This is a genomic window from uncultured Roseovarius sp. (assembly GCF_947489715.1).
Classification (GTDB): Bacteria; Pseudomonadota; Alphaproteobacteria; order Rhodobacterales; family Rhodobacteraceae; genus Roseovarius.
Window position 1 is genome coordinate 486465 of the sequence record NZ_CANLER010000002.1, and the last position, 15065, is coordinate 501529.

General features: G+C 52.9%; 14 protein-coding genes. 7 read left to right on the forward strand and 7 right to left on the reverse strand.

Going from position 1 to position 15065, the window contains the following annotated elements; genetic code table 11:
• The first annotated feature begins 97 nt into the window (after positions 1 to 97).
• Positions 98 to 385 (forward strand): HU family DNA-binding protein, encoded by a 288-nt coding sequence (locus Q1B27_RS08060; RefSeq protein WP_299846265.1) that lies wholly within the window; start codon positions 98 to 100, stop codon positions 383 to 385.
• Between the two features lie 71 nt (positions 386 to 456).
• Complete coding sequence (locus tag Q1B27_RS08065) at positions 457 to 1329, forward strand: DMT family transporter (protein ID WP_299846267.1); 873 nt, start codon at positions 457 to 459, stop codon at positions 1327 to 1329.
• Positions 1330 to 1568: 239 nt separating this feature from the next.
• Here Q1B27_RS08065 and aroC read toward each other — a convergent pair whose 3' ends face one another.
• From aroC to Q1B27_RS08080, 3 genes are all read right to left on the reverse strand, one after another.
• Positions 1569 to 2675 (reverse strand): chorismate synthase, encoded by a 1107-nt coding sequence (gene aroC / locus Q1B27_RS08070; RefSeq protein WP_299846269.1) that lies wholly within the window; start codon positions 2673 to 2675, stop codon positions 1569 to 1571.
• 198 nt (positions 2676 to 2873) lie between these two features.
• A complete protein-coding gene (locus tag Q1B27_RS08075; protein WP_299846271.1) occupies positions 2874 to 3335 on the reverse strand; it encodes a response regulator in 462 nt (153 codons plus the stop codon).
• Positions 3336 to 3357: 22 nt separating this feature from the next.
• A complete protein-coding gene (locus Q1B27_RS08080; RefSeq protein WP_299846274.1) occupies positions 3358 to 5289 on the reverse strand; it encodes an ATP-binding protein in 1932 nt (643 codons plus the stop codon).
• 235 nt (positions 5290 to 5524) lie between these two features.
• On the opposite strand from Q1B27_RS08080, the gene Q1B27_RS08085 reads away from it, so the two are divergent.
• The gene (locus tag Q1B27_RS08085; RefSeq protein WP_299846276.1) at positions 5525 to 6259 is read left to right on the forward strand and encodes a HAMP domain-containing sensor histidine kinase; all 735 of its coding nucleotides are present in this window, start codon (positions 5525 to 5527) and stop codon (positions 6257 to 6259) included.
• A 229-nt stretch (positions 6260 to 6488) separates the two neighbouring features.
• Here Q1B27_RS08085 and Q1B27_RS08090 read toward each other — a convergent pair whose 3' ends face one another.
• The 4 genes from Q1B27_RS08090 to Q1B27_RS08105 form a co-directional block, all read right to left on the reverse strand.
• Entirely contained in the window at positions 6489 to 6923 is a 435-nt protein-coding gene (locus Q1B27_RS08090; RefSeq protein ID WP_299846278.1) for a universal stress protein, read from the reverse strand.
• Positions 6920 to 9526: a TRAP transporter permease gene (locus Q1B27_RS08095; protein ID WP_299846280.1), complete on the reverse strand. Its 2607-nt coding sequence runs from the start codon at positions 9524 to 9526 to the stop codon at positions 6920 to 6922. Before Q1B27_RS08095 ends, Q1B27_RS08090 begins: the two co-directional genes overlap by 4 nt.
• Positions 9527 to 9622: 96 nt before the next feature.
• On the reverse strand, positions 9623 to 10591 hold the full coding sequence (locus Q1B27_RS08100) for a TAXI family TRAP transporter solute-binding subunit (protein ID WP_299846282.1): 969 nt from the start codon (positions 10589 to 10591) through the stop codon (positions 9623 to 9625).
• 36 nt (positions 10592 to 10627) lie between these two features.
• The gene (locus Q1B27_RS08105) at positions 10628 to 11491 is read right to left on the reverse strand and encodes a MurR/RpiR family transcriptional regulator (protein ID WP_299846284.1); all 864 of its coding nucleotides are present in this window, start codon (positions 11489 to 11491) and stop codon (positions 10628 to 10630) included.
• Between the two features lie 107 nt (positions 11492 to 11598).
• Here Q1B27_RS08105 and Q1B27_RS08110 point away from each other — a divergent pair, with 107 nt between their 5' ends.
• The 4 genes from Q1B27_RS08110 (at position 11599) to lptC (ending at position 15034) form a co-directional block, all read left to right on the forward strand.
• Positions 11599 to 12921 (forward strand): aspartate aminotransferase family protein, encoded by a 1323-nt coding sequence (locus Q1B27_RS08110; RefSeq protein WP_299846286.1) that lies wholly within the window; start codon positions 11599 to 11601, stop codon positions 12919 to 12921.
• Between the two features lie 17 nt (positions 12922 to 12938).
• The gene (locus tag Q1B27_RS08115) at positions 12939 to 13697 is read left to right on the forward strand and encodes a 3-keto-5-aminohexanoate cleavage protein (protein WP_299846833.1); all 759 of its coding nucleotides are present in this window, start codon (positions 12939 to 12941) and stop codon (positions 13695 to 13697) included.
• Between the two features lie 111 nt (positions 13698 to 13808).
• A complete protein-coding gene (locus tag Q1B27_RS08120; protein ID WP_299846287.1) occupies positions 13809 to 14420 on the forward strand; it encodes a ribonuclease D in 612 nt (203 codons plus the stop codon).
• Complete coding sequence (gene lptC / locus Q1B27_RS08125; protein ID WP_299846288.1) at positions 14420 to 15034, forward strand: LPS export ABC transporter periplasmic protein LptC; 615 nt, start codon at positions 14420 to 14422, stop codon at positions 15032 to 15034. The genes Q1B27_RS08120 and lptC overlap by 1 nt, the downstream gene beginning before the upstream one ends.
• The last annotated feature ends 31 nt before the right edge of the window (positions 15035 to 15065 follow it).

The window sequence follows — 15065 nt, forward strand, 5'->3', positions numbered from 1 at the left end:
ACTTGCTTTCCGCCACTATTCGTTGTGTTTCAACACAAGATAGCGTTAGATTATGCGAATGAGGCCCAATAGCCGGGCAGTTGAAGGAGACCATAAAATGGCAAAACCGATGACCAAAACCCAACTCGTATCTGCTCTGGCTGACGAGATGGGTAGTGACAAGAAAACCGCTAATGGCGCGCTGGACGCTGTGATCTCGATCATCACGCGCGAAGTGTCTGGTGGCGGCGCTGTGACCCTTCCGGGTGTTGGCAAAATCTATTGCCGTGAACGCCCCGAGCGCATGGTGCGCAACCCCGCCACTGGCGAGCAGATCAAGAAAGACGCCGACAAGGTGGTCAAGATGACCATCGCCAAAGCGCTGAAGGACAGCGTGAACGGCTAAGCTTGAATCTCATCTGAGTTTCGGAAAGGGTCGCCCAACAGGCGGCCCTTTTCAATTTTCGGAGCAGGCAGATGGATATTCGGGCGATACTTGCGGGGCTTGCCTTTGCCTTCATGTGGTCCAGCGCCTTTACGTCGGCCCGGATCATCGTCGCGGCGGCGCCGCCGCTGACGGCATTGTCCCTTCGGTTTTTGATTTCTGGTCTTCTGGGCGTTCTTATCGCTTGGATGCTGGGGCAAAGCTGGCGGCTGACGCGCGCGCAGTGGCGGGCAACAATCGTTTTCGGCGTTTGTCAGAACGCACTTTATCTGGGGCTTAACTTCGTCGCCATGCAAACGATCGAAGCGTCCCTGGCCGCGATCATCGCGTCCACCATGCCGCTTTTGGTGGCGCTTGCCGGTTGGATATTTTTTGGTGAACGCGTGGGCACCCTTGGACTATTGGGTCTGGTCGCAGGGGTGATCGGCGTTTTCATTATCATGGGTGCACGCCTGCAAGGCGGTATCGACATGACAGGGCTGGGCTTATGCGTGTTGGGCGTAATTGCCCTGACATTTGCCACGCTGATGGTCCGAGGGGCTACTTCCGGTGGAAATTTCCTGATGGTTGTCGGGTTGCAAATGCTGGTCGGCAGTGCGGTGCTGAGCGTCGCGGCAATATCCACCGAAACCATCGTGATCTCCTGGAGTTGGAAACTGATCGCAGCCTTTAGCTACACGACATTGATTCCCGGTTTGGCAGCAACGTTGGTTTGGTTCTGGCTGGTGAATCGCATCGGGGCGGTGAAGGCAGCGACGTTCCATTTCCTTAACCCTTTTCTGGGCGTCGCAATCGCTGCACTTATTCTGGGCGAAAACCTGGGGCTGCGCGAAGTAATGGGTGTTGCGGTAATCGCGCTTGGCATCCTGGCTGTGCAGCTTTCCAAGCAAAAACGCAAAGCGTAGCCGGGATTTGCTCGCGCAATCGGCAGAGTGGTGGAACAAGAATTTTCCAATATCCACCGATGCCTGCACGGTATTGGCAGCACGAAGGAAACGGGGAACATATACCGGAGATCGGCGGCTTCACTTTGGTCGTCTTATCCGCATCTCATCTGTACCGGCACAATTGGAAATTTGAAAACTGCGTAAGACCAAATTGCATCAATATAACGACATTCAAGGAAGAGGCCTTGGCCAGGCGTTCAGCCGATTTTGCCGCGCGGGCCGTCTCCTATCTGACCGCGATGCAATAGCAGGTGATCAAGGACGACACAGGCCATCATTGCCTCACCCACCGGGACAGCGCGGATGCCAACGCAAGGGTCGTGGCGACCCTTGGTCACCACTTCGGTCGGAGTGCCATCCATACGGATGGATTTGCGCGGGCTGAGGATCGACGAGGTGGGTTTCACTGCAAAGCGCACCACGATGTCCTGACCGGTCGAGATGCCTCCCAGGATGCCGCCAGCATGGTTGGACGAATAAACCGGTTGGCCATCTTTGCCCATGAAAATCTCATCAGCGTTCTGAGTGCCCGTTAGCATCGCAGCGGACATACCTTCGCCAATCTCGACGCCTTTGACAGCGTTAATCGACATCATCGCAGCGGCCAAATCGGTGTCTAGTTTGCCATAGACCGGCGCCCCCAGACCAGCAGGGGCGCCTTGGGCTACAACCTCGACAATTGCGCCGACCGAATTGTGATCTTTGCGCAACTTTTGCAGGTAAGCTTCCCATTTAGGGGCGGCTTCGGCATCGGGGATCCAGAAATCATTGGTGTCAATCGCGTCCCAATCAAAACGATCGCGGTCGATCTCAATCTCACCCATGCGGGTCATGTAACCTTTGATGCGGATACCGGGCACCAGCGCCTCAAGGGCGGCGCGGGCTATCCCGCCTGCGGCTACGCGCGCCGCCGTTTCGCGGGCAGAGCTGCGCCCGCCACCGCGATAATCCCGCAACCCGTATTTCTGATGATAGGTGATGTCGGCATGACCGGGGCGGAACGTCTGGGCGATGTCGCCATAATCTTTTGAACGCTGATCCGTGTTTTCGATCATCAATTGGATCGGTGTGCCGGTGGTCTGCCCTTGGAACACACCGGAAAGAATACGCACGGCATCGGGTTCGTTGCGCTGTGTCATGTTCTTGTTCTGGCCCGGGCGGCGCTTGTCCAGCCAATGTTGCAGCATCGCCTCGTCAATGGTCACACCCGGAGGGCAGCCATCGACGGTTGCGCCCAGAGCAGGCCCGTGGCTTTCGCCCCAGGTGGTAACACGAAACAGGTGTCCAAATGTATTGAGGCTCATCAGCAGGCTCCTTCCGCGTCGGTCTAACGGGGCAACGCCTGTGGCTCAAGCCCAAAGGCGGAGGGAGCAATTTCAACTGCACTAAGTGTACCGAGGCCGACGCGGGCCATATCAGACATGCGCAAAAAGAAGACGGCCTTCAGAAAGGCTGCCGGTTCTTTTCAAACTGCCGCCACAGATCTTCCGTTGCAACGCGTCCTAACTTGGGAATTCAACAACCTTGGAGAAGCAATCAATCATATCGAGCGCCTTGACGAAACTATCACCCAAATTGTCTTTGACGATATAACCAGCGATATTGTTGTCATAAGCGTTAGCCACGTCTGCAGGGGCATCGGATGTGGACAAAACGAAAATAACCAATCTGTGCAATGTCGGATCCTTACGAACTTCCTCGAGAAACTCGAAACCGTTCATCCTTGGCATATTCAGGTCCAACGTTACCAGATAGGGCGGTAACGCTTTGCCATCGGTAAATTCTTCGCGAAGCATATCCAGCGCTTCACGCCCGTCGCGCGCCACCTGTACGGGGTTGATGATCTTGAGTTTTTTTAAAGCGCGCTTGATGGCCAGCACACTAACCTGATCGTCATCAACGATCAGAAACCGGACCGGCTGCGTTGGAACTTTGACGACAGGATTTGGTTCAATGCCAGTCATTTCTAATCCTCTTTCCCAAGGGTTATGCCGCCAGGTTTTGATTGCAAGTGGCGCTGAGATTTGCCGGCATGTCGAAATCGAACTTGGTGCCACGGCTAGTTTCAGGATTTGACGTAAGGCGTATGTTGCCTCCGTAGTGATCCACTTGCTTTCTGACGATCGCAAGGCCAAGGCCGCTTCCTTCAACCTCATCTCGTGGACGAAGCGTTTGGAACAGGCCGAAGATTCGATCGTGATATTGCCGTTCGATGCCAGGACCATCGTCCTCGACCGAGATGTGCAGGCGACCGTCTGTAAGTTTGCCGGCGACCTTGATTGTACCGGTTTCAGTATCGTGATGCTTAATACCGTTGCTGATCAAATTTAGAAGTACCTGTCGCAACGGGGTCGCAAATGTGATGACAGGTTGTTTGATTCCCGAATACGAAATCTTGTGATGATCATTCGGGTCCAACATTTCGCGGGTTTCCTGAATGATCTGTGGCAAAGAAATCTGCGTACGATCCTGACTTTCCTTGCCAACACGCGAATAGGTCAGAAGATCAGAGAGCAGCCGGTTTAACCGGTCAACACGTTTCTGAAGCAAGTGCATATTCTCCCGTCCATCTGCAGAGAATTGATTTTCACTGTCTTCTATTGTCCATTCCGCAAGGTCCTGGATTGCCCTGAGAGGAGACCTCAGATCATGTGCCGCAACATAGGCGAATTTCTCGAGCTCGGTATTTGAACGCCTGAGTTCTTCGGCCGTGGATTTGAAGGTTTCCAACGCATGGGCCATCTCGCCAAGCTCATCGTTTCCCTCGACGTCAACATCGTAGTCGGTCTCATTTGCTGCAATTGCTGTGACCGCCTTGGTCAGGCGCGACATACGCTGATTGATTTGTTTTTCGACGATAAGCACGTTGGCAAAACCGAAAACCAACATTGCAGCCAAGCTTGCCATGACTAAAAACATGATTACCCGGTTCGCAGTGGCGCCCAGCTTTTGCGTAGCATCATTCACCCGCGTCCGCGCCGCCAGAACAAGGTCATCCGAATTGGCCGAGATTTCCGAAATCAATTCCCTGCTAATTGCTTTCTGCTTATTCAGGTCCGATTGATGTGCTTGAATTTGAAGGGCTTGATCGAAAATTCCAGCGTCCTCGAAAATGATTTCGTGAATGGCATTCGTTTCCTCGGCGAGCATCTGTTGCGAAGTGTATGGACGCACCTGATCAATCAAGAGCAAGACCTCCTGGGAAGAGGAGCGCATCTCGTTTTCTATTTCTGGCGCATCTTTCAGCTCTGGTATCCGGTCAAGCCTGACGGCCAATTCAACCAGGGACTCGAGTTCAAGTGGCAGCTTGGCAAGGGTGTTCGCCTGTCGAAGGTTTTGCGAATAAGTCGCCAGAAAACTATCTGCGTTGCTTGGCCCCGGACTCGCACCTTCACCTAGAAGAACCGCAGCGTCATTCGAAAGTTCTTTCAAAGCGGTCTGGGCAGCGGCTAGCCTTTGATTCAATAGGTTTTTTGCCTGGCTAATTGAGGAATCAAGAAACAGAATTTCTTGCTCAAGCGATAGCATTTGCTCAACATGACCCTCGAGCCTTTTCAAAGCTTCCGCCATATTCACAACGGTTGCAGGCGTAATGTTATGCTGCACCAGCTTTTCGATATTCAGTTTGAGAATTCGCAGCTGTTCCTCAAGCGTCCCTTCCAGCGCCTGCAGGTCATCAACATCGCGCACGCTTTCAACCGATTGCAAGGAAAGGACAAGGCGCCTCAGGCTGCGTTCAATTTCCTGGGTCCGGACAAAGACGGGCACCGAGGCTTCTGTCAGCACATCCGTGGTTTTGTTCAGGCTCCTGATTTGTAGATAGCCAAGGAGCATCGCACTGATCAACACAAGCGAAACAGACAGGAAAACAAGCCTGAGACGAGCGACCACTCCGGGCACAAACTGGATATTGCCCAATGACAAAGTGATACGCCCCCGCGTTGCCTGGTCTTAACGAAATCTTAGGCTATGGGGTTTGCGTTAACTACGGGTTAACATGGTTAACAGACCTTGATGAAAAGGTGTGTTACTCGCTGACCTGCCGACCGACGGGACCTGATCATACAAATAGCACGGCCTGCGTTTTGCTAATTAACCAACAATTATCAATTCTAAAATAAACCAAAAGTTCTAGCAGGAATTGAGGGTTCAGATGGGAATTCGCCAGGTTGATGGACAAGCGGTTGAAACGACCGGGACGCAGCAAAAGCAGCTTAACTCTAACGAGTTTGAAGACTTCATTTATCTACTCAGTCACGACATACGAAACTCTGTTCGGGCCCTGCTCGAGGTTCCGCAGTGGATACAGGATGATCTAGTTGAAGCTGGATATCGCATCAACGAACCTCTTCAGGAAAATCTGGCCTTGATGAACATCCATACGCGACGGCTGGACCGTATGCTGATTGACCTTCTTGTCTATTCCCGGGCTGGACGGATGCAGGTGGTGAAGGCGGTCGATATTTCCGAGGCGATTGCGATAATCTTGGATCAGTTGACCATCCCATCAGGATTCGAAATCGATCTAAACCTGAAGTGTGACGAAATTCGAATGGGAGACCGGGATATTCTCACGCTTTTTTCGGCGCTGATTTCCAATGCGATCAAGCACCACGACATGCAAGAAGGCAAACTGCAAATCAGCTCAATCAAGCGGGCTGGTGAGTGTATCATCACAGTGACCGATGATGGGCCCGGTATTCCCGAAAAATATCGCGATCGAGTATTCGAGGTTATGACCACCCTTAAACCAAGAGATGAAATTGAAGGCAGCGGAATGGGATTGGCACTTGTTCGCAAAATCGTCGAAATTTACGGCGGAGGAATCGGCTGGCTCTCAGACCCTTCTAAGCGTGGAACATCCATTGAGTTGAAGTTTCCCACCTGAACCAAATTTACGCGTCCAGACAGAGACATTCGGGACAAGCAGCGCAAAGACTCTGGTTCAGTTTGGCCAGGGATTCATGCCTATAATCTCAGATAATTGATGGCCGGGGTTGCAACAAGCTGGGTAAGCATGGCTCTCAATTACTCTGATCAATCATCCTGAATTTCAGACCAGTCACAGAAGAAATTGGGGGCGTCGTGTTTGATCGACGCCCCCAATTTCTGTCTTCCTACCTTACAACCAGAACTGAGCATTCAGAATGTCGGACGACGCGCGAGGCATTTGGACCGAGCAGATAATCCTTGAAGTCTGGTTTTTGAGCACCAATCACGATCAGGCCAGTTTCCGCAAGGTTGGCCGCCTTCAGGATTTCCTCGTAGGCATTCCCGGTGGCAACGACGTGACGGACATTCTCATTGGCTTCCGCCCCAATAGCGCTTTCAACAGTTTCCTGAAGCAATCGCTGTGCCTCAGCCAACGCCTTTTCATGGTGATGCGGCTCAAAAAAGCTGCCCACCACGCTCATCCCGAAATCAGGCACAACCGTGATGACATCCAACTGAGCGTCATCCAACTTGGCCATGCGATGAGCCAACTTCAGCACGTCGACATCCTTGTCCTTGTTACTGATATCGACGGCACATAGTACAGGGCGCGAGGTCATGCAGGTTCTCCTTGCTTGTTCATGCGACCGCGCTGCATCAGCGCGATCAAGCCCAGCAGCGCAAGCGCCGGGATAAAGACGAGCTCTTTCGGCATTTGACTTGCGGGTGCTTTGACCTGTGTGATCGTCACAGGCAGATCACCATAGAAATCATAGCCCTGCATGGTGTCAGCATAGGGTGAGCCGAAAATGGGCTCTTCCATTTTCACCACACCATCCTCTTCAAGGAGCATAAGACCAAGAGCGTCGAGACGTTCTGCACCGCTGCCTTCAGCTTCGGGCGATAGAACCAGTGTCGTGTCCTTTGGCTGACCCGTATCGAAATCGGGGCCCGACACAATCACCCGCAGTTCATCTCCCACACTCGCATCACCAAGGGCATTTTCAAGACCTGCGGGTTCGATCATTTCGAATGGGGGCTGCAACCTATCCATGATGAAGTCTGGCCGGAACAAGGCGAAAGCGACAACAATCAGCAATACACTTTCGTAAATTCGGCTCTTCGTAAGGAAGTAGCCCATAGTACCTGCCGTGAAGACAAGGATCGCTATGGTGGCGGATATCGCGACAAGTATGCCTTGAGTCCAGGTCACATCTATCAGCAGCAAATCGGTGTTGAAGATGAACACGAACGGCAAGGCTACAGTACGAAGGCTGTAGAAAAACGCGATAAAGCCGGTCTTGATCGCATCGCCACCTGATACAGCGGCAGCTGCGAAACTAGCTAATCCTACAGGCGGCGTCACATCCGCCATGATCCCGAAATAGAAGACGAACAAGTGGACCGCGATCAGAGGTACGATCAAACCGGACTGCGCACCCAATTCGACGACCACCCCGGCCATCAAGGAACTGACAACGATGTAGTTTGCCGTGGTCGGCAGGCCCATGCCAAGAATCAGACTGAGCAGGCCAACCATCACCAGCATCAAGATCAGATTGCCGCCCGACAGGAATTCGACCAGATCAGCCATGACCTGTCCGACACCTGTCAAGGTCACTGTGCCAACAATCACCCCTGCAGTCGCTGTTGCAAGGCCGATGCCAATCATGTTGCGCGCACCATCAATAAGACCCTGCGTCAGGTCGGAAACACCAAACTTGAACGCACTCCCCATGTCGCCTTCGCCACGGAAAATCGCCTTGAGCGGGCGTTGTGTCAGCAGAATCACGAAGAGCAAGGCCGAGGCCCAGAAGGCCGAAAGACCGGGTGATTTCTGTTCGATCATGAGGAAGTAGACCAACACGATGATCGGTAGAAGATAATAAAGCCCGGATTTGTAGATCTCTCCCACGACGGGCAGCTTAACTTCTTCTGCATTGGGGTCATCAGGCTCCAGGTCGGGAACCTGCGACGCCAGCCACAGCAGCAAGGCGTAAACCACAAAGATGAGCGCGGACAGGATCAGGCCAGAAGACGGTAAGGCTGAGGTGATCCAACGCACAGGGTATTGGACGCCATAGCAAAGTGCCGCGAAGCCGACAAAGAAGACCGCCATGCCACCGATCGTCCGACCCATCGAAACGACGCGGTCACCCAGGGTAGGCATGTTGTTTTTTACCGCTTCCAAGTGAACGATATAAACCAATGCGATGTAGGAAATCGCGGCGGGCAAGAAGGCGTGGGTAATGACCTCAACATAAGAGATGCCCACATATTCAACCATCAGGAAAGCTGCTGCGCCCATAACCGGCGGCATGATCTGTCCATTGACCGAGCTTGCGACCTCAACCGCGCCGCCCTTTTCCGAGGAAAAGCCAACACGTTTCATGAGCGGAATTGTAAATGTCCCAGTGGTGACCACGTTGGCGATGGACGAGCCGGAGATCAGGCCAGTTGCCGCCGAACCGACAACCGCGGCCTTGGCGGGACCACCGCGCAGGTGACCAAGCGCCCCAAACGCCATCTTGATGAAGTAGTTCCCCGCACCCGCCTTTTCGAGCAGCGCACCAAAAAGAACGAACAGGAACACGAATTTGGTCGAAACACCCAAGGCAATCCCAAAAACGCCTTCGGATGTGATCCACATATGACTCATAGCCTTTTGCAGACTGGCCCCTTTCCAGCGGATGACGTCAGGCACCCATGAGGAAGAGCCAAAAAACACATAGCACAAGAAAATGGTCGCGATGATTGCCATGGCCGGGCCAAGCGCACGGCGCGCCCCCTCGAACAGCAAGATAAGGCCAATCAGTGCCACCCACTTGTCGGTGTCATCAGCCAAACCACCATTGTTGACGATTTTATCGTAGAAAAAGAAACCATAAAGCGCGATGCCCGCGCCCAGCAGGCCCATCACCCAGTCCTGAATAGGCACGTAGTGTCGAGGCGAGGATTTGAGGGCTGGATAAGCCATGAAGGCCAAGAAAATGGCAAAGGCCAAGTGGATCTGTCTGGAGTTGTTAATGATGTCGCCCGGCAGCACATAGTTTGAGATCGGCGATGCCAGAAAAACCTGAAACAGAGACCAAACCAATGCAACAGTGGCCAGTAACAAACCGATTGATCCAGCCGGATCACGTGATCCCGCGTCACTGGATGAGACCAGTTCCTGAAGTTCCTCTTCGCTTAGAGGGCCTTTGCCCGATGAATTCTCGGCCATCATTCACTCTCCCTGATGCCGCTATTTTGCGGCTTTGCGTAATATCTAAATTGGTAAAAAAGGGGCGGCGAGCCGCCCCTTCAAATCAGGTCCGAATTATTCGATCCAACCTTTTTCTTTGTAGTACTTCGCCGCACCCGGGTGCAGCGGAGCAGACAGGCCAGCTGTTGCCATTTCTTCTGGCTTCAGGTTGGCGAAGGCCGGGTGAAGTTTCTTGAAGTCATCAAAATTATCGAAGACCGACGAAACAACGGCATATACCGCTTCTTCGCTAACCGCGTCAGACGTAACGAATGTTGCGCCCACACCGAACGTGGTCGTTTCATTGTCGCTACCGCGATACATGCCGCCCGGGATGGTTGCGGTCCGATAGAACGAATTATCCTCGATCAACTTCGTGATCGCGTCACCGGTTACATTCACCAGCACCGAATCACAGGCGGTGGATGCTTCCTGAATCGACCCCGACGGGTGACCAACGGTGTAGATCATCGCATCTATCTGATTATCGCAAAGTGCTGCCGATTGCTCAGCGGCTTTCAGCTCGGACGCAAGGGCGAAGTCGCCGATTGTCCAACCCAGTGCTTCCAGCACGACATCCATAGTGCCACGCTGGCCAGAGCCGGGGTTGCCAATGTTGACACGTTTGCCTTTCAGATCTTCAAAGCTCGAGATCCCGGCATCGGCGCGGGCGACAACCGTGAATGGTTCGGGGTGTACCGAAAATACCGCACGCAACCCTTCAAAGGCACCTTCATCCTCAAACTTGGAAGAGCCGTTATAGGCATGGTACTGCCAGTCCGACTGGGCGACGCCAAACTCAAGCTCACCCTGACGAATGGTTTTGATGTTATAGACAGATCCGCCGGTCGATTCGACGGAACAACGAATACCGTGTTCTTTCCGGCCCTTATTGACCAGTCGGCAGATTGCGCCACCCGTCGGATAATAAACACCGGTGACGCCGCCGGTCCCGATTGTGATGAACTCTTCGGCAAACGCTGCCGGAGCCATCACAGCCGCTACAGCGACACCTGCAATGCTGAATTTAAACTTGGAAAACATCACTTACTCCCTTTGATTGATGTCTGTGGTTTTAGATTAGCCGTCGCGAACCTCTTCTAATCGACGGTTTCGCCTTTCGACCTCGGCAATTCGGTTTGTGGCGTCTGGTCCAACCCGGCTAGCGAGCATGCCAATGATGGTTTCCACCAGAAACACTGTTGCTACATAGGACGAATAGAAATGCGGGCTCTCCGTTTTGATCAGAAACCCCGAATCGGCAAAGCGTAGTGCCGGGCACGAGTGATTGTCGGTAATAACCACGACATATGCGCCGTTCTGCTTGGCAACCTCCGCCGCCAGCAGCGCCTTGCGGGCAAAGGGCGGCTTGGTCACTATGATCAATGTATCCGTCTTATCCAAGCCGGTCAGACCGCTTCCCAGCGACGCGCCCATACGACCGGCCATGTGCCAGTTATCAGTCAGAAAATTGGCCATATATGACATGTATTCTGCAATCCCTGTCGACCCCAGAGCCCCCAACACTAGCACTTTGCGAGACCGGTGCAACCGATCAACGGTTACGTTGAGTTGCTCGGCATCAATGCTGTCAGAAAGCGTTTCGAGATTTTCCAAACAGGCCCTTTGATGGGCATGAAAGAAATCCAACGTACCGGTTTCATGATCATGTTGCAGACGGTCGGCTCGGTCGGCAAAACTGTTGACGCGCCTGTCGATCTTTCGACGCATGACTTCGCGCAATTGCTCAAAACTTTCGTAGTCAAGCGTACGGGCAAGTCGCGAAAAAGTAGCGGGCGCAAGCCCGGCTTCATTGGCCACAGATCTCAGGCTGCGCGTTGCTGTGTTCACGGGGTTATCGGCAACATAATCGCCGGCCTCCCGCAAACGCTTGCTCAGCCCTTCATATTTCTGGGCCAATCTTTGTTCGAACGATCCGTCCAAACCCGCAGTCTCCCCCCTGCCGTAACTTTTCGTGAATGTTTCAAACGTTTCATATATTGTCAATAAATGATTCATGTGTTTCATAGTTGACGCAACGGGAGCCTGCTATGAATCATGTATTTCCACGCCACACCAAAGCATTGCCACCACGCGCCGTTAAAGGCGAAGGAGCCTATCTGTATGATGCCGACGGCAAACAATATCTGGACGGATCAGGTGGCGCCGCAGTGTCATGCCTTGGCCACTCCGACCCAGATGTAATTGCAGCGATCAAAGCCCAGATCGACAACATGGCCTTTGCCCATACTGGATTTTTCACCTCGGACCCGGCGGAATCACTTGCCGACCGTTTGATCGCAAATGCGCCCGGCGACATCGACCGCGTCTATTTTGTCTCAGGTGGATCCGAGGCGGTTGAAGCCGCTTTGAAGCTGGCTCGCCAGTATTGTCTTGAAATCGGCCAACCACAGCGCGCACGCTTTATCGCCCGCCGTCAAAGTTACCACGGGAATACGTTGGCGGCGCTGGCGACCGGCGGAAATGCCTGGCGCAAAGAACCATTTGCGCCGCTGATGATCGACACTTCCCACATCGCACCCTGTTACGAATATCGTGATCGCCAGGAAAACGAGACAGCGGAAGCATATGGGTTGCGAGCAGCGAATGAGCTGGAAAAGGAATTGATCCGCGTTGGACCAGAGAGTGTAATCGGATTTATCGCAGAGCCAGTTGTTGGAGCAACCGCAGGGGCTGTGCCTCCTGTTCCGGGATATTTCAAGCGAATCCGCGAAATATGCGACCAATATGGCATCCTACTGATTCTGGACGAAGTGATGTGCGGTATGGGGCGCACAGGCACGTTTTTTGCCTGCGAACAGGACGGGATTAGCCCGGACATTGTCACCATCGCCAAAGGGCTTGGTGCTGGCTATCAACCCATCGGCGCAACACTTTGCACGCGGTCAATCTATGAAGCGATAGAAAACGGCTCTGGCTTTTTTCAGCATGGTCACACCTATGTCGGGCACCCAACCGCCTGTGCAGCGGCAGATGTCGTGGTCCGCAAACTGACGGATGGCGGATTGACCGACAAAGCAAAGGTAATGGGTGACAAGCTTGATACAGCGCTAAAGAATGCGTTTTCACAACATCCCCATATTGGTGACATTCGAGGTCGAGGCATGTTCCGCGGATTGGAATTTGTAGAGGACCGGGATAGCAAAAAACCATTCGATCCCTCGCTTTCCATCAATAAGAAATTGAAGAAAGCATGTTTTGAGGCAGGGCTGATCTGTTACCCGATGGGTGGCACGATTGACGGAAAACAGGGGGATCACATCCTCTTGGCACCGCCCTTCATCGTGACCGAACAGCAGATTGACGAGTTGGTTTCGAAACTCGATATCGCCTTCCAGAACGTTCTACCATGACATCCCTGCCTCGTCTGATGGTTGCGCCCAATGGTGCACGACTGGGCAAAGCCGATCATCCCGCGATACCAATCACACTTGACGAGGTATTGGCGACCGCCAGCGAATGCCATGCCGCGGGGGCAGACGGGCTGCATCTGCATCTGCGTGATAAACATGGTCGCCACATTCTGGATGCTGGCCTTTACCGGGAAGCGCTTGCCGAGCTTTCGAGCGTTGTTCCGAATATGGATGTGCAGATCACGACAGAAGCCGTCGGTCTTTACAGCTCTGAACACCAAAGGAAAGTAGCTCTCAATTCTGGCGCACGCTTGGTTTCCACGTCGATCAGGGAATTGATGGCCGATTCTGACGCCCAAACCACAAGCTGCTTTTTCAATGACTGCAAAGAAGCAGGACGCCAGTTGCAAGTCATTCTCTACGATGTTGCAGACCTTATGTTACTCAAAAAGACGATACCCGAGGCATCTTTCAATTCTACATGTCTGCAAATTTTATTCGTTCTGGGGCGGTATTCGGCCAACCGTGACAGTCATCCAGATGACATGCAGCCTTTTCTTGATTGGATGAAACAGGCTGACTGGCGCCCTGATTGGGCAATTTGTGCTTTTGGACGGGGCGAGACCGCTTGCCTGGAAAAAGCCCATTCTGAAGGAGGCAAGTTGCGCGTTGGATTTGAAAACTCGCTCTGGGCTTCGGATGGGACGCAGGCCAGAGACAACGCGCAAAGGGTAAGTGAAATCGTCAAGGTGATGCAGGAAGCGGCGATCAACTGAAACGCCTTGAGCACTACATAGCCAAATTTTGCCACCGGCCCTTGCCAATAGATCACGAGGCTTTACAGGATAGTGCAGACGTCGCCAGAGCCTGCGAGGAAGGGATCAAAAATGGCAAATTTTCTGTATCAGAATGATCTACCAGAAGGGCTGGATCTGGGGCCTATTGTTGCCATTGATTGTGAAACCATGGGTCTGAACCCTCATCGTGACAGACTGTGTGTGGTTCAGATGTCAGGCGGGGACGGCAATGCGCATCTGGTACAGGTTGGAATTGGTCAAACTACAGCGCCCAATCTTGCGGCAATGCTTGAAAATACCGACGTGCTGAAGCTGTTCCATTTCGGGCGGTTCGATATCGCGGCGTTATATCACGCGTTTGGTGCACTCACAGCACCGGTCTATTGCACTAAAATCGCCAGCAAGCTTGTCCGCACTTATACCGACCGGCATGGGCTGAAGAACTTGTTGCAAGAGTTATTGAATGTTGATGTATCGAAACAGCAGCAATCTTCGGATTGGGGAGCGGCTGAACTGACCGACGCACAACTGGACTATGCTGCATCCGACGTATTGCATCTGCATCAACTGCGGGAAGAGTTGAACAAAAGGCTGGAACGGGAAGGCCGCAGTCATCTGGCGCAGCCCTGTTTTGATTTTCTGCCGACACGTGCCAAGCTTGACCTTGTTGGCTGGCCCGAGATCGATATCTTTGCACACTGATGGCTTTTCGGGACAATCTATATTCTCGTGTCATAGCCTGGGTAAAAATCATCCTGCCGCTGGCTGCACTTGGAATTTTGTCCACACTCTTTCTGATCTCGCGCACAATTGATCCAGCAAAATCAATCCCTGTCGCGCAGATTGATTTGCAACAGCGCGCTCAGGAACTTGGTGCAACGAACCCTTATTTCGCTGGCGTTACCGACACAGGTGATCAGATCGCCTTCCAATCCATCAAGGCTCGCCCATCTCCGGATGATAATGCCCTTCTGCTGGCTACGGATGTCACGTCACAAATCAATCTGACCTCGGGCACCGTCATTGATATCATCTCCGACAATGCCGATATGCATCAAAGAGATTTGACGGCAACGTTGGAAGGTAACGTATATATCACCTCTTCGATCGGATACGTCATGATCACCGATACGCTTTGGACAAGGTTAGATGAAATCTACGCTGAAACTCCCGGTCAAGTCGACGGTACCGGGCCGTTGGGTGACCTTACAGCAGGTAAAATGCTGCTAACCACAGATCCCGAAACCGGGCAGGCAGATTTACTTTTTACACGGGGCGTCAAGTTGCTATACACTCCAGACCGAACCAAGGAATAACTATCGTGCAGCGTTTGCAGTATCTGCTTTT